Source organism: Microbacterium sp. E-13 (assembly GCF_049912955.1).
Classification (GTDB): Bacteria; Actinomycetota; Actinomycetes; order Actinomycetales; family Microbacteriaceae; genus Microbacterium.
In genome coordinates this window covers 1,885,329-1,902,670 of the sequence record NZ_CP183973.1, presented here as the reverse complement: position 1 = coordinate 1,902,670, position 17,342 = coordinate 1,885,329, and the positions used below count along the sequence as shown (strand labels likewise).

Annotated in this window: 17 protein-coding genes; 13 read left to right on the top strand and 4 right to left on the bottom strand. The window is 69.4% G+C overall.

Going from position 1 to position 17,342, the window contains the following annotated elements; translation table 11 throughout:
- Positions 1-8: 8 nt before the first annotated feature.
- Together ACN9MP_RS08615 and ACN9MP_RS08610 are read right to left on the bottom strand one after the other, a co-directional pair.
- Positions 9-1,469 carry a hypothetical protein gene (locus ACN9MP_RS08615; protein ID WP_426325663.1) on the bottom strand — a complete coding sequence of 487 codons (1,461 nt, stop codon included), beginning with the start codon at positions 1,467-1,469 and terminating at the stop codon, positions 9-11.
- A gap of 20 nt (positions 1,470-1,489) precedes the next feature.
- On the bottom strand, positions 1,490-2,563 hold the full coding sequence (locus ACN9MP_RS08610) for an alpha/beta fold hydrolase (protein ID WP_426325662.1): 1,074 nt from the start codon (positions 2,561-2,563) through the stop codon (positions 1,490-1,492).
- Between the two features lie 301 nt (positions 2,564-2,864).
- Here ACN9MP_RS08610 and thrS point away from each other — a divergent pair, with 301 nt between their 5' ends.
- Both thrS and ACN9MP_RS08600 read left to right on the top strand, forming a co-directional pair.
- Positions 2,865-4,856, top strand: a complete 1,992-nt coding sequence (gene thrS / locus ACN9MP_RS08605; protein WP_426325660.1) for a threonine--tRNA ligase — start codon at positions 2,865-2,867, stop codon at positions 4,854-4,856.
- Positions 4,853-5,428 (top strand): HIT family protein, encoded by a 576-nt coding sequence (locus ACN9MP_RS08600; protein ID WP_426325658.1) that lies wholly within the window; start codon positions 4,853-4,855, stop codon positions 5,426-5,428. The genes thrS and ACN9MP_RS08600 overlap by 4 nt, the downstream gene beginning before the upstream one ends.
- A 105-nt stretch (positions 5,429-5,533) precedes the next feature.
- On the opposite strand, the gene pdxY is transcribed toward ACN9MP_RS08600, so the two are convergent.
- The gene (gene pdxY, locus ACN9MP_RS08595) at positions 5,534-6,385 is read right to left on the bottom strand and encodes a pyridoxal kinase PdxY (RefSeq protein ID WP_426325656.1); all 852 of its coding nucleotides are present in this window, start codon (positions 6,383-6,385) and stop codon (positions 5,534-5,536) included.
- 7 nt (positions 6,386-6,392) lie between these two features.
- Positions 6,393-7,736 carry an aminotransferase class I/II-fold pyridoxal phosphate-dependent enzyme gene (locus ACN9MP_RS08590; protein WP_426325654.1) on the bottom strand — a complete coding sequence of 448 codons (1,344 nt, stop codon included), beginning with the start codon at positions 7,734-7,736 and terminating at the stop codon, positions 6,393-6,395.
- Positions 7,737-7,862: 126 nt separating this feature from the next.
- Here ACN9MP_RS08590 and pdxS point away from each other — a divergent pair, with 126 nt between their 5' ends.
- From pdxS to secF, 11 genes are all read left to right on the top strand, one after another.
- The gene (gene pdxS, locus ACN9MP_RS08585) at positions 7,863-8,750 is read left to right on the top strand and encodes a pyridoxal 5'-phosphate synthase lyase subunit PdxS (protein WP_426325652.1); all 888 of its coding nucleotides are present in this window, start codon (positions 7,863-7,865) and stop codon (positions 8,748-8,750) included.
- Positions 8,744-9,349: a pyridoxal 5'-phosphate synthase glutaminase subunit PdxT gene (gene pdxT / locus ACN9MP_RS08580; RefSeq protein WP_426325650.1), complete on the top strand. Its 606-nt coding sequence runs from the start codon at positions 8,744-8,746 to the stop codon at positions 9,347-9,349. Before pdxS ends, pdxT begins: the two co-directional genes overlap by 7 nt.
- A gap of 37 nt (positions 9,350-9,386) precedes the next feature.
- Complete coding sequence (locus ACN9MP_RS08575; protein ID WP_426325648.1) at positions 9,387-9,908, top strand: hypothetical protein; 522 nt, start codon at positions 9,387-9,389, stop codon at positions 9,906-9,908.
- A gap of 92 nt (positions 9,909-10,000) precedes the next feature.
- Entirely contained in the window at positions 10,001-10,726 is a 726-nt protein-coding gene (locus tag ACN9MP_RS08570; protein ID WP_426325646.1) for a hemerythrin domain-containing protein, read from the top strand.
- Positions 10,727-10,883: 157 nt separating this feature from the next.
- On the top strand, positions 10,884-11,645 hold the full coding sequence (locus ACN9MP_RS08565; protein ID WP_426325644.1) for a YebC/PmpR family DNA-binding transcriptional regulator: 762 nt from the start codon (positions 10,884-10,886) through the stop codon (positions 11,643-11,645).
- Positions 11,646-11,718: 73 nt separating this feature from the next.
- Complete coding sequence (gene ruvC / locus ACN9MP_RS08560) at positions 11,719-12,297, top strand: crossover junction endodeoxyribonuclease RuvC (protein ID WP_426325642.1); 579 nt, start codon at positions 11,719-11,721, stop codon at positions 12,295-12,297.
- Positions 12,298-12,359: 62 nt separating this feature from the next.
- The gene (gene ruvA / locus ACN9MP_RS08555) at positions 12,360-12,986 is read left to right on the top strand and encodes a Holliday junction branch migration protein RuvA (RefSeq protein ID WP_426325640.1); all 627 of its coding nucleotides are present in this window, start codon (positions 12,360-12,362) and stop codon (positions 12,984-12,986) included.
- On the top strand, positions 12,979-14,004 hold the full coding sequence (gene ruvB / locus ACN9MP_RS08550; protein WP_426325638.1) for a Holliday junction branch migration DNA helicase RuvB: 1,026 nt from the start codon (positions 12,979-12,981) through the stop codon (positions 14,002-14,004). The genes ruvA and ruvB overlap by 8 nt, the downstream gene beginning before the upstream one ends.
- An 86-nt stretch (positions 14,005-14,090) precedes the next feature.
- Positions 14,091-14,552 carry a preprotein translocase subunit YajC gene (locus tag ACN9MP_RS08545; protein ID WP_426325636.1) on the top strand — a complete coding sequence of 154 codons (462 nt, stop codon included), beginning with the start codon at positions 14,091-14,093 and terminating at the stop codon, positions 14,550-14,552.
- 46 nt (positions 14,553-14,598) lie between these two features.
- Complete coding sequence (gene secD, locus ACN9MP_RS08540; RefSeq protein WP_426325634.1) at positions 14,599-16,323, top strand: protein translocase subunit SecD; 1,725 nt, start codon at positions 14,599-14,601, stop codon at positions 16,321-16,323.
- Complete coding sequence (gene secF / locus ACN9MP_RS08535; protein ID WP_426325632.1) at positions 16,323-17,315, top strand: protein translocase subunit SecF; 993 nt, start codon at positions 16,323-16,325, stop codon at positions 17,313-17,315. Before secD ends, secF begins: the two co-directional genes overlap by 1 nt.
- The last annotated feature ends 27 nt before the right edge of the window (positions 17,316-17,342 follow it).

The following is a 17,342-nucleotide window of genomic DNA, read 5'->3' as shown; positions in this document are numbered from 1 at the left end:
AGCACCCGTCACGGGTGCCAGAGCGCGTCGTGCGCGGCCTGGCGCGTGTACTGCCGCGGATCGAAGAAGCGGTCGTAGTACTCCAGCTCCAGGTGCGAGAACTGCAGCCACATGCCGGGCGTGTAGAACGCGTCCACGTGCGCCGGGAAGCGGCCGTAGGTGTCCCAGATGTAGTTGCAGATCTCCTTCGTGTACGCGATCTCGTCGGGACCGAACCTCGTTCCCTTCTCGAGGAAGGCGCGGGCGTCGTCGGCGTTGCGGTAGGGGCTCGAGAAGACCTTCTCGTTGCCGTACGCCGGCCCGGTGGCGCTGTACTTCGACTCGACCACGCGGTCGACGGCCTCGTCCATCGACGACACGTACGGGGGCGTGAGCCCCTCGAGGATCCCGTCGATGCCGACGGGATTGGGCTGGGATGCCGGCACGGGCGGCCAGTTGCGGTGCTTCTTCGGCTGCTCGAGACGGAACCCCAGCCCGTGCCAGCCCTTCGCGTCGTCCTGCTGCCAGATGTACGGCGGGAACACCGACCCGTGGATCCAGCCGCCGAGACCCATGGACTGGCCCAGCAGCATGAGGTTCTGGAAGTAGAAGAACGCCTCGTAATCGGTGCGCAGGGCACCGCCGAAGCCCAGGGGCGCCTGGCTGTCCTTGTTGAGATAGCCGCTGCGCACGCGGTCGAGCCCGCCGATCGGGTGATAGGGGATCTTCGGCCCGATGCCGAGGCTGCTGCCGATCTTGGCGATCCACTCGACGGCATTCCGGGGATGGAACGAGCGCCAGTCGTCCAGGAACAGCGGGCGCATGCCTCCCGGCTCGGTGAGGATGATGAGGATCGCGTTGATGTACTGCCACGTGCAGTCGACGACGGGGAAGAAGACCGTCGTGCCGGGCGTGTTGGACGCCTGGTTGTTCCAGCCGAGGTAGTACGGCCACTCCCGGGGGAAGTCGAGCCGCCGGTCCGACACGCGCACGAGGCACTCGTCCGCCGCGGCGATCCAGTCCGCCTCGGACCAGTCGCCCCACTTCGGCGGCAGATCCTTCAGCAGTTCGAGCGCGCGCTCGCCGCGGGGGGCGCGCAGCAGGAAGATCCCGTCGTCGTTGATCATGAAGAAGTGCGTGGCCTGCGCGTTGTCGGCGCTGCTGCCGGTGCGGGCCGTGATGTTGAGGAACGGCGTGCCGAGCTCGTTCAGCCCGTTCGTCTCCACGAGCGGCCCGTCGTGCGTCGTGATGCCGGTGATGCCGGTGACGCAGGTGATGAGGATGGCCTCCTCGAGCCTGCTCAGCGGGGCCGGCTCGTTGTGGCTCTCGTGGCTGAGCGGCCCGGCGTTGACGGAGAACCCCCGCGGGATGCGCCGCGTGCGGCGCTCGGTGAGCGCCGACAGGAACGGGTAGCCCGCGAGGTCGGCGAGCCCCGCGTGCATCGCGGAGTCCGTGCCCTCGGCGGCCGGTGACGGGTCGGTGGTGGTCATGGCGGCTCTCCTCGCGCTGGTCAGTTGTGCCGGTCGAGCCGGTTCGTGATCACGGGGTAGACGTCGCGCGCGGCATCCTTCCCGATGAAGCAGTCCATGTGGGCGTACCCGGGGATGACGTCGCGGGTGTAGAACTCGGCGCCGTTGCGTTCCCGCAGCACGTCGTAGGTGATCTCGCTACCCTCGGGCAGGAAGAGCCGGTTGTCGGCGCCGTGCAGGAAGGCGATCGGCAGGCGCAGTCCGGTGACGTCGTCGAGGTAGTCGTGCTCGCCGTCGGCGCTCACCGCGTGGTCCTCACGAAGGATCTTCGTGATGTGACGCAGCGTCGTCATGTTCGCCACCCCGAACGCCTCCTCGAGGTGCTCGTGGGTGGCGTCGTTGAGCTGGGCGTGATCGTAGACCTCGCCGTACATGAACATCACGCGGCGGCAGAACGGGCTGTCGCACGGCTCGTCGCCGGCAGGGTAGATGGCGAGCGCCCTGTCGTACAGCGACTCCGCCCACGACGGGTCGTCGTCGAACTCGGTCGTGAGCGTGTCGAAGCCGAGCGCCTGCAGGATGTTGCCCGCATAGATCCCCGCACGCAGCTCGTTGAGCGTCCCCCCGCGCGGGTGCAGGGTCACCTGCGAGGCGACCACCGACCGCACGCCGTCGAGGCCGAGTCCGAGCGCCATCAGCATGGTCAGCGAGCCGACGCAATGTCCCACGATCTGCACGGACTCGGCCCCGCTCACCTCGCGCACCATCGCGACGGCGGCGGAATAGTCGTATCGCGCGATGTCGTCGAGCGTGAACTGCGTGGCTCCGGAGGGCAGTGCGGGGCTCGCCCGGTAGTCGAGTACCCACACGTCGTAGCCGTGCTCGTACAGGTACTCGGGGAAGTTGGTGTCGGTGGTGTCGATCGTGTACGCCAGCGCCGACGTGCCGAAGCCGGGAGTGAGGATGACGGGTCCCTTGCGTCCGCCCTCGAACCGGGTGAGCCGCAGCAGCACGCCGTCGGCGGTCGGGAACTCGTGGATCGTCGGCTCGCCGCACCGGAGCGGCCTGCGAACGCGTTCGGTCCTCGCTGTCGAGGCCGTCTCCTGCTCGCTCATCTGAACCCCCAACGCCGGCCGTGCGGAGTCCGCCGCAGCGAACCGTACAGCCCGCGGGCGATGACGAGGTCAGCATATTGCCCGGCATGCGCTCTCGTCACGACCTTCAGGAGCCCCGTCGCCCGCGACTGATACGTGGCTCGGGAACCACTGGCTAGACTCGACGCGTGGAACTCGCCCGGTCGACCGCCGCAAGGGCGCACACGACCGGCACGCGAACGCTCGGCGCCTGAGCGGGCGGGGCGCGTCGCGCGCCCGAAGCTGAGTAGCCTTGATCCGAGCCATTCCCAGGAGAGTTTCCGTGACTGACGCTGTGTCCTACCCCGCCGACGGCTTCGCCCTGTTCCCCGATCGCTCCGTGATCGCCCTGCGCGTGAACGGCGAGCTCAAAGACCTCGCGACGACGGTGGAGGAGACGGATGCCGTGGAGCCGGTCACCATCGACAGCCCCGACGGTCTTGCGATCCTGCGTCACTCGACGGCCCACGTGCTCGCGCAGGCCGTGCAGCGCATCAATCCGCAGGCTAATCTCGGCATCGGCCCCCCGATCAACGACGGCTTCTACTACGACTTCGGCGTGGAGCATCCGTTCACTCCCGAGGACCTCAAGGCCATCGACAAGGAGATGCAGCGCATCATCCGTGAGGGTCAGCGTTTCGTCCGCCGCGTCGTCACCGACGAGGAGGCCCGCGTCGAGCTCGTCGACGAGCCGTTCAAGCTCGAACTCATCGGCCTGAAGGGGGGCGCCGACAAGACCGAGGGCGCCTCGGTCGAGGTCGGCGCCGGCGAGCTGACGATCTACGACAACGTCGACCGCGACGGTCAGACGGTCTGGAAGGACCTGTGCCGGGGACCGCACCTGCCCAGCACCCGCCTCATCGGCAACGGCTGGGCTCTGCAGCGGATCGCCGGAGCATACTGGCGCGGCAGCGAGAAGAACCCGCAGCTGCAGCGGATCTACGGCACCGCCTGGCCGAGCAAAGACGAGCTGCGCGCATATCAGACGCGGCTCGAGGAGGCGGCCAAGCGCGACCACCGCAAGCTCGGCAAGGACCTCGACCTGTTCTCGTTCCCGGACGAGATCGGCTCCGGCCTCTCGGTCTGGCACCCGCGCGGCGGCGTCGTGCGCGGCGAGATGGAGCAGCACGCCCGCCGTCGCCACATCGAGAGCGGCTACACCTACGTCTACACGCCGCACATCTCCAAGCAGGACCTCTTCCTGCAGTCGAACCACCTCGTCACCTACAAGGAGGGCATGTTCCCGCCCATCCACCTCGACGAGGAGCGCGACGAGACCGGCGAGATCACGAAGGCCGGCATCGACTACTACCTGAAGCCGATGAACTGCCCCATGCACATCCTGATCTACAAGGAGCGCGCGCGGAGCTACCGCGATCTGCCGCTGCGACTGGCGGAGAACGGCACCGTGTACCGCAACGAGCTGTCGGGCGCGCTGCACGGCCTCACCCGGGTGCGCGGCTTCACGCAGGACGACTCGCATCTGTTCGTCACCCCTGACCAGCTCGAAGAGGAGACGACCCGCGTCCTCGAATTCGTCATCTCCATGCTGCGCGACTTCGGGCTCGAGGACTTCGAGCTCGAGCTCTCGATGCGTGACGACGAGAAGGACAAGTGGATCGGCTCGGACGAGTTCTGGGAGTACTCGACGAACGCCCTGCGCAACGTCGCGCACGCGAGCGGGCTCAAGGTCACCGAGGTGCCCGGTGAGGCGGCGTTCTACGGTCCGAAGATCGACCTCAAGACGAAGGACGCCATCGGCCGCACCTGGCAGCTCTCGACGGTGCAGGTCGACGTGAACCTGCCCGAGCGCTTCGAGCTGGAGTTCACCGACCGCGACGGCCAGAAGAAGCGGCCGATCATGATCCACCGCGCGCTCTTCGGCTCGATCGAGCGGTTCTTCGCGATCCTGCTGGAGCACTACGCCGGGGCGTTCCCGGTGTGGCTCTCGCCGGTGCAGGTGGTCGGCATCCCCGTCGCCGAGGACTTCGCCGACTACCTCGGCGATGTGATCGCCCAGCTGAAGACGGAGGGCGTGCGCGCCGAGCTCGACCACTCCGACGACCGCATGCAGAAGAAGATCCGCACGCACACCACCCAGAAGGTGCCGCTGCAGCTCATCGCCGGCGCGCAGGACCAGTCCGCCGGCACCGTGTCGTTCCGCTTCCGCGACGGCTCGCAGGAGAACGGCGTGCCCATAGCAGACGCTATCCGTCGGGTGCGTGAGGCGATCGCATCCCACGCGCTGGTCAACACGGCCGAGGACTTCGCGTGAGCGACGACCCGCCCGGACCCGGTGGCGTGCCGGCGGCGGACCCGCCGCTCGTCGACGCCGCGACGCTTCCGGGGGTTCCCGACGAGTTCCAGCGGCTGTGGACCCCGCACCGGATGGCGTACATCCAGGCGGGTCCCGAGGTGCTCCGCAAGGAGTGCCCGTTCTGCGAGGCGCCGCGCAAGTCCGACGAGGACGGCCTCATCGTCTTCCGTGGCCGGACGGCCTACGCGCTGCTGAACCTCTTCCCCTACAACTCGGGTCACCTGCTGGTGTGCCCGTACCGTCACATCGCGACGTACGACCAGGCGACCGACGAGGAGGTCGCCGAGATCGGCGCGCTCACGCAGCAGGGCATGCGGGTGCTCCGTCAGGTGTCGCGGTGCGACGGCTTCAACATCGGCATGAACCAGGGCCACGTGGCGGGCGCAGGTGTCGACGAGCACCTGCACCAGCACATCGTCCCCCGGTGGGGCTCCGACGCGAACTTCTTCCCCATCATCGCGAAGACGAAGGCGCTGCCGCAGCTGCTCGGCGACGTGCGGCGCGTGGTCTTCGACGCCTGGAACGCCTGACGCCCGCGCGATCGCGCCAGACCGCACGGACGCACCGTTCGAGCGCGCGCCAAGGTGCGCTCGTGCAGTCTCGTGGAGGAGAGACGGATGCCGCGCCCCGCGGCGTCACCGCACTCGCGTGACCTCGAACTGCAGGCGCGGATGGGCATAGGCCTCCTGCGACTCGACGAGCTGCAGCTCGCGCTCGCCCGACGCGTGGGTGCGCTCGAGCAGGTCGTAGACGCTCGATGTCGTGCGGGCGAGTGCAGCTGCCGGGTCGCCCGTGCGACGGAAGTGCGCGGTGAAGAGCGCGGCCGTGACGTCGCCCGAGCCGTTGGCCTTCATCGGGATGTGCGGGGTCTGAACGATCCAGGCGCCCTCATCGGTCACCGCGAGCATCTCGATGGTCCCCTCCGGGCGGTCGGGGCGCTCGACACTCGTGACCAGCACCGTGCTCGGCCCCATGGCGCGCGCCAGGTCGGCCGACGCCAGCGTCGACGGGAGGTCGGCGGGCTCGGTGCCGGTCAGGAAGCCCAGCTCGAACTGGTTGGGCGTGATCAGGTCGGCGGCCGGTACGACGCGTTCGCGCAGCAGCACGGGAATCGCCGGTGCCACGAAGCAGCCCGACTTCGCATTGCCCATCACGGGGTCGCAGGCGTAGACCGCAGCGGGGTTGGCCCGCTTGACGCGCGCGACGGCGTCGAGGATGACGTCGGCGATGCCCTCGCCGCCCTGATAGCCCGACAGCACGACGTCGACGTGCGGGAACGCGCCCCGTTCCTCGATGCCGGTGATGACGTCGCGGACGTCGTCGGGGCTGATGAGCGGACCGCGCCAGGCACCGTAGCCCGTGTGGTTCGAGAAGTTGACCGTGTAGACCGGCATGACCTCGACGCCGATGCGCTGCAGCGGGAAGACGGCGGCGGAGTTGCCGACGTGACCGTAGGCGACCGCGGACTGGATCGAGAGGATCTTCACCGCTCGATCATGCCACTTCCGGCTCGGCCAGCCGTCCACCGGCGGCGCGCACCGCGGCTGCCAGGTCCGCGGCGAGCCGCTCGGTTCCGGCGTCGTCGAGGTCGTGGACGGTGAGGCGCAGGCGGTGCGATGGGCCCTCGCTGCTGAGGACGAACTCGTCACCGGGACGCGCGAGCCACCCGCGGCGCATGAGCTGCTCGGAGACCGAGCGCGCGGGCACCGGCAGCGGGATCCAGAGGTTGAGTCCATCGCCCGCGTCGGCGGTCATCCCCTCGGCCGCGAGCCTCTCGACGAACGCGGCATTGCGCGCCGCGTAGTGCTCACCGGCACGCTCGATGGCCGCCATGGTCGCCGCATCCGTCACCAGCGCGTGGGTCAGTCGCTGCAGCAGATGGCTCACCCACGTCGTGCCGGGAGTGAGACGCATCGCGAGCCGCTCGGCCGTCTCGGGATCGGATGCCGTGACCGCGAGGCACATGTCGGGTCCCAGGAACTTGGAGACCGACCTCACGAGCGCCCACCGCCGATGGTCCGGCGAGATGAGCGAGTGGAACGGCCGCCGCGAGAGCAGCGAGAAGTGGTCGTCCTCGATGACGAGCACGTAGGGGTGCTCGCGAAGCACCTCGCGCAGCTCGCCCGCACGGCGGGCGGACAGACTGGCACCGGTCGGGTTCTGGGCGCGGGGTGTGTGGACGACCGCCCGGACCCCCTGCGCGAGCGCCGCCCGAAGCCCGGCGACCGTCATGCCCTCGTCGTCGACCGGCACCGGGACCGGACGATAGCCGCCGATGCGGACGGTGTGGATGCTCGTGAGGAAGCACGGGTCCTCGAGCGCGACGGCGTCCTCGCGGGTGAGCGCCTGCGCGAGCAGCCGCTCGACGGCATCGGCCGCCCCGCTCGTGATGGTGATGCGCAGGTCGGAACCCGCGGCGAGGTCAGCGCGCATCCACTCCTGCGCCCACCTCTCCAGGCCCGGCTCGATCACGGGCTCGCCGTACAGGACGGGGCGTCCTGCCATCTGCGCGAGGGCGGCGGAGAGATCCGGGATGAGATCGGGGTCGGGGTTGCCGGTGCCGATGTCGCGCAGCACGCTGTCGGCGGCGAAGCCCTCCTGGGCGACGGGGGAGACGTCGGCGACGCGGGTGCCGCCGCGTCCTCGTGTCACGATGACGCCGGCCTGCGTGAGCTGGCGGTAGGCCGCGACGACGGTGTTGCGGTTGACGCCGAGCTCGTCGCCCAGCGACCGCACGGAAGGGAGCGCATCGCCTGGTCGGAGGCCGCCGCGCTCGATGAGAGCGCGCAGGCTCTCGGCGATCTCTGACGCGGATCGGCCGGTGATGTCGAAGTTCATAGGGGCCCTGTCTGGCTGGCGGTGTCCGGCGGACGCCGCGGCCTCCTCATGCTATCTTTTGGCCTAGGCCAATACCCGCATTGTCCTCAATCATGCGCCTGCGCGCGCCGATCGAAGGGAAAGCTCGTGACCACCGACACGGGAACCGACCGCGTCAAGCGCGGCCTCGCCGAGATGCTCAAGGGCGGCGTCATCATGGACGTCGTCACGCCGGAACAGGCGAAGATCGCCGAGGACGCCGGCGCGGTCGCCGTCATGGCGCTCGAGCGTGTTCCCGCCGACATCCGCGCCGAAGGCGGCGTGTCGCGCATGAGCGACCCCGACATGATCGACGGCATCATCGACGCCGTCTCGATCCCCGTGATGGCCAAGGCGCGCATCGGCCACTTCGTCGAGGCGCAGGTGCTGCAGGAGCTCGGCGTGGACTACATCGACGAGTCCGAGGTACTCTCACCGGCCGACTACGTCAACCACATCGACAAGTGGAACTTCACCGTTCCGTTCGTGTGCGGCGCGACCAACCTCGGCGAGGCGCTGCGTCGCATCAACGAAGGCGCCGCGATGATCCGCTCGAAGGGCGAGGCGGGCACCGGCGACGTCTCGGAGGCGACCAAGCACATCCGCAAGATCTCGAGCGAGATCAACGTGCTCCGCTCCATGACCAAGGACGAGCTCTACGTCGCAGCGAAGGAACTGCAGGCACCGTACGATCTGGTCGCCGAGATCGCCGAGACCGGGAAGCTCCCGGTGGTGCTCTTCGTCGCCGGCGGTGTCGCCACCCCCGCGGACGCCGCGATGATGATGCAGCTGGGCGCCGACGGCGTGTTCGTGGGATCCGGCATCTTCAAGTCGGGCAACCCCGCAGAGCGCGCCGCCGCCATCGTGAAGGCCACCACGTTCTACGACGACCCCAAAGTGATCGCCGACGTGTCGCGCGGCCTCGGCGAGGCGATGGTGGGCATCAACGTCGCCGACCTCCCCGCCCCGCACCGGCTCGCCGAGCGCGGGTGGTGACGACACCTCGGCTCCGCGTCGGCGTCCTCGCCCTGCAGGGGGATGTCCGTGAGCACGCGCGCGTGCTCACGGACCTCGGCGCCGACGCGACGACGGTCCGCCGCCCCGCCGAGCTCGCCGAGGTCGACGGCCTGGTGCTGCCCGGCGGCGAGTCGAGCGTGATCGACAAGCTGTCGAGGGCTTTCGGAATGCGCGAGCCGATCCGCGAGGCGATCGCGGGCGGCATGCCCGTGTACGGAACCTGCGCGGGACTCATCCTGCTGGCCGACCGGATCACAGACGGCATCCAGGACCAGCAGACCTTCGGCGGGCTGGACGTCACGGTGCGCCGCAACGCCTTCGGCAGCCAGGTCGACTCGTTCGAGGTGGACCTCGACGTCCCCGCGCTCGGTGATCCGCCGGTGCACGCCGTGTTCATCCGCGCCCCTCTCGTCGAGGAGGCCGGCGACCGTGTCGAGCGACTCGCGACACTCGACGACGGCCGCATCGTCGCCGTTCGGCAGGGCTCGCTCCTCGGGACCTCGTTCCACCCGGAGGTCACGGGGGAGTACCGCTTCCATCGCCTGTTCCTCGACATGGTGCGCGACAAGGCGCGATGAGGGCGCATCGGGGAGACGTCGCGGTAGATTCTGGATCATGACGATCAACGACTGGTGGCGTGAGCATCCCGAGGAGCGCTACTGGATGATCGCCCCGTCGAGAGGCGTCGTCGGCGACGCGCTGTCGGCCCCGAAGGCCGGCGACGAGCGCCGCTTCGAGTGGTCCCACGAACTGGTCGGCTTCACCGAGCCGGGCGACACGCTCTTCGTCTGGGACCGCACGCTGCCGGTACCGGGCATCGCCGCGTGGGGTCGTGTGCTGGGGCCGCTGGGAGAGGAGACGCGCCGGCGGCGGGGCGACGAGCTGCCTCACTGGCGGATGCCGATCAGCGACACCCTGCGCCTTGCCTCCCCGATCACCCTGCCGAACCTGAGGCGCGTGGGCGGCGAGATCGTCGCCGTACGCGAGCGGGTGGAGCGGCTGACGGACGGCCCGGTCTACTTCCCGTTCATCGGGTCGGCCGAGCACCTCGCGCCCGCGCCGGCTTATCTCACGAAGGTCCCTCGCGACCTCGTCGCGCTGCTGTCGTCCCGCTTCGGGTTCGAGTTCGCGCTGTAGCACGCCGCCCCGCGCCGACCGGCCATTGCCCGCGCGTCCCCGGGGGAGTAGCCTGCGCCGAGGTGGCACATCCTGCTGGGGGGCGATGCGCGATGTCCGATTTCTTCACCATGCGCAGCGGCGAGTCCGCTGCGCCGGTGCCCGACGGTCCGGTGACATGCCAGGCGACGGCGGCGATGCGGCGCGTGCACCGCGTCTTCCTCTGGGCGTACGGCGAGGCGCCGGGGCTCGTGCGATCGGTCGACCGAGGCGACGTGGAACGCGTCGCCTACGTCGGCGAGGTGCTCGGAACCTTCGACAAGCTCCTGCACGTCCACCACGAGGGCGAGGACCTGTTCATGTACCCGCGGCTGGCGGAGCGGGCGCCGGCCTGCGCGATGCACATCGCCCAGATGCTGGAGCAGCACGCGCAGGTGAGGGCCATGCTCGACGCACTCACGCCGATCCGCACGGCGTGGATGGCCTCCGCCGATACGACGCTGCGGGACGAACTCGCAGAGAGATACGAAGCACTGTCGGCCGTGCTCCTCGTGCATCTGCGGCGGGAGGTCACCGAGGTCACGCCCGCCGTCGACAGGGTGCTGACCGAGAAGGAGCTGTCGGCGATGGCCGGCCACGGCGTCGACGCATTCGAGACGAAGGTCGTGCTCGCCTACCTCGGCATGATCCTCGCGACCAACCCGCCGGGCGAGCGCGAGCAGTTCTTCAAGGACATCCCGTTCCCGGTGCGAGCCGCCTACCGCCTGGTGGGGAAGGGCCTCTACCGCAAGCAGTACGCGACCCTGTTCCCCGGGCGGGAGATCCCCGCCACGCTGTAGGCTCCCCGGCGCACCACGGACCTGGGCCACGGAGCTCCGCCGGGAACCCCTGCCGCGAACCCGCGCTGCGACGGGAATAGAATGTTCCGTCGGGCGGGCGCCGCGCCGAAGGGCGCGACGGACGCGACCTGCCGACGAGCGTGTATACAGGAGGACCATGTCCGGGCATTCCAAGTGGGCAACGACCAAGCACAAGAAGGCCGTCATCGACGCCCGGCGTGCCAAGTCGTGGGCCAAGCTCATCAAGAACATCGAGGTGGCGGCCAAGCTCGGGGGTCCCGACCTGCAGGGCAACCCGACTCTGTTCGACGCCGTCCTGAAGGCGAAGAAGACCTCTGTCCCCAAAGACAACATCGATCGCGCCATCAAGCGCGGTGCCGGCATCGGGGGCGAGTCGGTCGAGTACTCGTCGATCATGTACGAGGGTTACGGGCCGAACGGCGTCGCCCTGATGATCGAGTGTCTGACCGACAACAAGAATCGCGCGGCGGCCGAGGTGCGCACCGCCCTGACCCGCAACGGTGGCACGCTCGCCGACCCGGGCAGCGTCGCGTACAACTTCACGCGCAAGGGCGTCATCGTCGTGGGCGGCGAGGGCACGAGCGAGGACGACGTGATGCTCGCCGTGCTCGAGGCCGGCGCCGAAGAGGTCGAGCCGCACGCGCAGGGCTACGAGGTCATCACCGAGGCCTCCGACCTCGTGACGGTGCGCTCGGCCCTCCAGGACGCCGGCATCGACTACGAGTCGGCCGACGTCGAGTTCGTCCCGAACCTCAAGGTCGAGGTCGACGCCGACACCGCGCGCAAGGTGTTCCGCCTCATCGACGCCCTCGAAGACAGCGACGACGTGCAGAACGTCTACAGCAACTTCGACCTCACCGCCGAGGTGCAGGCAGAGCTCGAGAACGACGAGGACTGATACGGGACGGATGCCTCGGCCCGGCGCAGCGCGCCTGGCCGAGGCATCCGTCGTCCTCGCCTAGCGTGGAGGAGTGGCATCCCCGAACCGACGCGGTCTTCTGCGCGTACTGGGCATCGACCCCGGCCTGACGCGGTGCGGAGTGGGCGTCGTGGACGTCGCGCCCGACCGCTCGGCGACGCTCGTGCACGTGGGAGTCGTGCGCTCCGCGGCCGATGCCCCCATCGAAGAGCGCCTCGCCGTGATCGCGACCGGGCTGCGGGCCGTGCTGGACGCGCACATCCCCGACGTCGTCGCCGTCGAGCGCGTCTTCGCGCAGCACAACCGGCAGACGGTGATGGGCACGGCGCAGGCGAGCGGCATCGCCCTTCTCGTCGCGGGGGAGCGCGGGCTGGCCGCAGCCACGCATACGCCGTCGGAGGTGAAGGCCGCCATCACCGGGTACGGCAACGCGGACAAGCGGCAGGTGCAGACGATGGTCGCACGCGTGCTCCGCCTCGACGAGCTCCCGAAGCCGGCCGACGCCGCCGACGCCCTCGCACTGGCGCTCTGCCACGCGTGGCGCGGAGCCCCGGCGACCGCCGCCGCATCGTCTGCGCTCACCCCGGCCCAGCGGGCATGGGCCGACGCCGAGCGCCTCGCCCGGCGCTGATCGCGCGAGCGGTCGTGCGTGTCGGTCGAACAAACGTCCGAACCACCCCGTAGGCTCGTCGCATGATCTCCTCAGTCCGCGGCACCGCCGTCCACGTCGACGCGGATGCGGTCGTCGTCGAAGTCGGGGGAGTGGGTCTTCACGTCGCCGTCACTCCACAAGTCGTGCACGGCACGCATGTGGGCGACACGATCACGCTCCACACGTCCCTCATCGTGCGGGAAGACGCGTTGTCGCTGTTCGGCTTCGAGTCGCGGGAAGAGCTGGTCGTCTTCGGCCAGCTGCTGGGCGTCACCGGCGTCGGGCCGAAGTCCGCTCTCGGCGTGCTGGCGACCCTGACCGTGCCGCAGATCGCCGATGCGGTGTCGGCCGACGACGACGCGCCGTTCCGCCGGGTGTCGGGCATCGGACCGAAGACGGCAAAGCTCATCGTGGTGCAGCTCGCGGGCAAGATCACGGCCACGCGACCGGCGGCGGGGGGCGGCTCGGATGCCGCTGCCTCGGCGGCGATCCCGGCGCAGGTCGTTCAGGCGCTCGTGGGCCTGGGGTGGTCCGAGCGCGTGGCCGCGGAGTCGGTCGATACCGTGGCGGCCGATGCCGCCGAGTCGGACCGATCGTCGGTACCGGCGCTGCTCCGCCTCACGCTCGCGGCACTGGGCCCCGCGCGAAAGGAGCCGGTCGGTGGCTGAGGTGCGCGAAGCGAGCGAGCCCGTCGACGAAGCCGAACTCGCGATCGAGGGCGCGCTGCGGCCCACGTCGCTCGCGGAGTTCGTCGGCCAGCAGAAGGTGCGCGGCCAGATGCAGCTGCTGCTCGACGCGGCGCGCATCCAGCAGCGTCCCGCCGACCACATCCTGCTCTCGGGTCCTCCCGGCCTCGGCAAGACGACGCTCGCCATGATCGTGGCCCACGAGAGCGGGCGCCCCCTGCGGCTGTCGAGCGGTCCGGCGATCCAGCACGCGGGCGATCTCGCCGCACTGCTGTCGAGTCTCACGCCCGGCGAGGTGCTGTTCATCGACGAAGTGCACCGCATGGCGCGGTCGGCGGAAGAGATGCTGTACCTCGCGATGGAGGATTTCCGCATCGACATCATGGTCGGCAAGGGCGCCGGCGCCACGAGCATCCCGCTCGATCTGGCGCCGTTCACGCTGGTCGGCGCCACGACGCGATCCGGTCTGCTCCCGAACCCGCTCCGCGACCGATTCGGCTTCACGGCGCACCTCGAGTTCTACGAGCCGGAAGAGCTCGAACGCGTGATCGAGCGCTCCGCCGCGATGCTCGGGGTGACGCTGCCGCCGGCCGCGAGGGCCGAGATCGCCCGGCGATCCCGCGGCACGCCCCGCATCGCCAACCGGCTGCTGCGCCGCGTGCGCGACTACCTCGTGGTGCACGGCCGCACCGGCGCCGACATCGCCGCCGTCGATGCGGCGCTGGATCTCTACGATGTCGACGGCATCGGCCTCGACCGGCTCGACCGCGCCGTGCTCGACGCCCTCGTGCGACGGTTCCGCGGCGGCCCCGTCGGGCTCAGCACGCTCGCCGTCGCCGTCGGTGAGGAGCCCGACACCATCGAGTCCGTGGTCGAGCCCTATCTCGTGCGCATCGGCTTCATGGGGCGCACTCCCCGCGGGCGCATCGCGATGCCCGAGGCGTACGCCCACCTGAGGGTGCCGCTCGCCGAATCGGTGCTCGGATTCGATGACCTATAATCGCTGGAGGCTTCCGCCCACCCCCGCCCTGCAAGGCAACGCCGCCGTCGGCGCGCGTGCCTGACCCGAAAGGTGCTCCCAGCTCCATGGACTTCGCTTCCTTCCTGAGCAATTACGGCCTCATCATCCTGCTGGTCGTGCTCCTCGTCTTCATGTTCTGGAGCTCCCGCCGCCGCATGCAGAAGCAGAAGGCCGAGCAGGAGGAGAAGGCGCGCCAGACCGTGCCCGGCTCCGAGGTGCTGCTCCAGGGCGGCCTTTACGGCACGATCGTCTCGTACGACGCCGAGAACCTCGACCAGCCGGCGATCGTCGAGCTCGCCCCGGGCGTCGAGATCAAGGTCCACAGCCAGGCGATCCTTCGTGTCGTCAACCCGGGCACCCACGCGGTCAGCGAGGACGAGTTCCTCGCCGCCGAGGAGAGCCACGCCGAGTACGCCGAGGGCGTCGCCAACGGCGACATCACCTCCATCAGCGACGACCAGAGCGCGGCCGCGGGCAAGGACAAGACCGACCCCGACACCGAGGCCGGCACCAAGTCGCAGGGCTGACGCCCCGTCCGTTCGCCCGTTCGGGGCACCTTCAGAAAGCAAAGACGTGGCGACATCCACTCCCGTCAGGCATGCATGGCGCGCGCTGACCGGCCTCCTCGCGATCACCGCGCTCCTGTTCGGCATCAACGCTCTCGGCGTGTACGTCTTCGGTGAGAGCTCCTGGACCCCCGAGCTCGCACTCGACCTCCAGGGCGGCACGCAGATCGTCCTCGAGGCGCAGACCGAGAACGGCGCCGACCCGTCGACCGAGCAGATGCAGCAGGCCGTCACGATCATCCGGCAGCGCGTCGACGCCTCGGGCGTCGGCGAGGCGGACGTCACGACGCAGGGCGGCAACCAGATCGTCGTTCAGATCCCCGGTCAGGCCGACGAGGAGACCCGCAACCGCATCGAGGCGTCGGCGCAGCTCCAGCTGCGTGCGGTGCTCTACGCGGGGGAGCCCGCGACCGATTTCGTCGGTGAGGACGGCAAGTCGACGCCGTACCCGACGCCCGATCCCTCGCTGCAGGCGACGCCGACGACGTCTCCCACGAACGGCAGCGACCTCGCCTGGATCACCCCCGCGCTGCAGGCCGAGTTCCTCGCGTACGACTGCTCCGACCCCGCGAACGACCCGGCCAACGCCCCAGCGGATGAGCCCCTCATCACGTGCGACGCGGACGGAACCGTCAAGTACATCCTCGGACCCGTCGAGCTCGACGGGTCGTCGATCGACGACGCGACGTTCGGCATCCAGCAGAACAACGGCCTCTGGGCGGTCAACCTCTCGTTCGACGCCGACGGCACGAAGACCTTCGGCGAGATCAGCCAGCGCCTGTACGGCGCCCAGGCCCCGCTGAACCAGTTCGCCTTCGTCCTCGACGGCTTCGTGCTGTCGGCGCCGTCGATGAACGGCGTGATCCTCGACGGCAAGCCCAGCATCACGGGCAGCTTCACGCAGGAGACCGCGAAGGTGCTCGCCGACCAGCTGAAGTACGGCGCGCTGCCGCTCAGCTTCACCGTCGAGAGCTCGAACTCCATCTCGGCGACGCTCGGCTCGCAGCAGCTGCAGATCGGCCTCATCGCCGGCCTCATCGGCCTGGTGCTCGTGGCGATCTACTCGCTCATCGTCTACCGCGCGCTCGGCTTCATCATCATCGCCTCGCTCGTGGTGATGGGCGTGCTCACCTACCTCACGCTGTGCATCCTGGCGTGGCGCATGGGCTTCCGCCTGTCGCTCGCCGGTGTCGCGGGCCTGATCGTGACGATCGGCTTCACCGCAGACTCGTTCATCGTCTACTTCGAGCGCATCCGTGACGAGCTGCGCGACGGCAAGTCGATCACGGCGGCCGTGGAGGACGGCTGGGGGCGCGCGAAGCGCACGATCTACATCTCGAAGTCGATCAACATCCTCGCGGCCGTGGTGCTGTACATCCTCGCGGATTCGACGGTGAAGGGCTTCGCCTTCACGCTGGGTCTCACGACGGCCATCGACGTCCTGATCTTCATCCTCTTCACCCACCCCGTGCTGCAGCTTCTCGCTCGCACGCGGTTCTTCGGGTCGGGGCATCCGCTGTCCGGACTCGACCCCACCGCGCTCGGTGCGGTGTACCGGGGCCGCGCGCAGTTCCGCGAGCCCGTGCTGGCGGCCGGGGCCGCGGGGCGCCGCAACGCCAAGTCGCGAGGTGAGGCGGCACGTCGCCAGACCATCGCCGAACGGAAGCAGGCTGAACTGGCCGCCGCCGAGAACGCGAAACCGGGCACGACCGCCAAGGAGGGAGACGACTGATGCGCTCCATGAGCCAGTTCGGCAACGACCTCTACACGGGCAAGACCTCGTTCCCCTTCGTGGGGCGACGCAACCTGTGGTTCCTCATCGCGGCGATCCTCGTCATCGGCTCGGCACTCGTGCCGCTGTTCCGTCCCATCCAGTTCTCGATCGAGTTCACGGGCGGCTCGCAGTTCACGGTGAGCGGCGTCGCCGCCCCGATCGACCAGTCCGTCGCCACCGACGCGGTGCACTCCGTCGTCCCCGAGGCGACGACCAAGGTCGTCACCATCGGCGAAGACGCCGTCCGCGTCCAGACCGACCAGGTGACGGATGCCGAGAGCCGCGAGGTCTCGGCGGCCCTCGCCGAGGCGTACGCCGTGCCCGCGAGCGAGGTCAGCTACGCATTCATCGGCCCGTCGTGGGGTGCCGACGTCACCCGCCAGTCGCTGTGGGGACTGGCCATCTTCCTGGCGTTGACCGCGATCATCCTGGCGCTGTACTTCCGTACGTGGAAGATGTCGCTGTCGGCGATCATCGGGCTCGTGGACGTGCTCATCATCACGATCGGCGTCTACTCGCTGTTCGGTTTCGAGATCTCGCCCGCGGCGGTCATCGGGTTCCTGACGATCCTCTCGTACGCGCTGTACGACACGACCGTCGTCTTCGACAAGATCAGGGAGAACACCAGCGAGGACGGCGAGGTGTCGGGCCGGACGTTCGGCGAGTCGGTGAACCTCGCGGTGAACCAGACGCTGGTGCGCTCCATCAACACGACCGTCGTGGCGATCCTCCCGACCGGCGCCATCCTGTTCATCGGCCTCATCTGGGTCGGCGCGCAGACGCTCACCGACCTGTCGCTGTCGATCTTCGTGGGAACCATCGTGGCGGCCTACTCCACGATCTTCGTCGCGGCACCCCTCTACTCGCTCCTGCGCGAGAACGAGCCGGCCATCAAAGCTCGCGACGCGCGGGTCGCTGCCGCTCGCGAGCTGGCCGGCACCCCGGCCTGAGCGCTCCGCGAGCGGGCGTAGGATTGT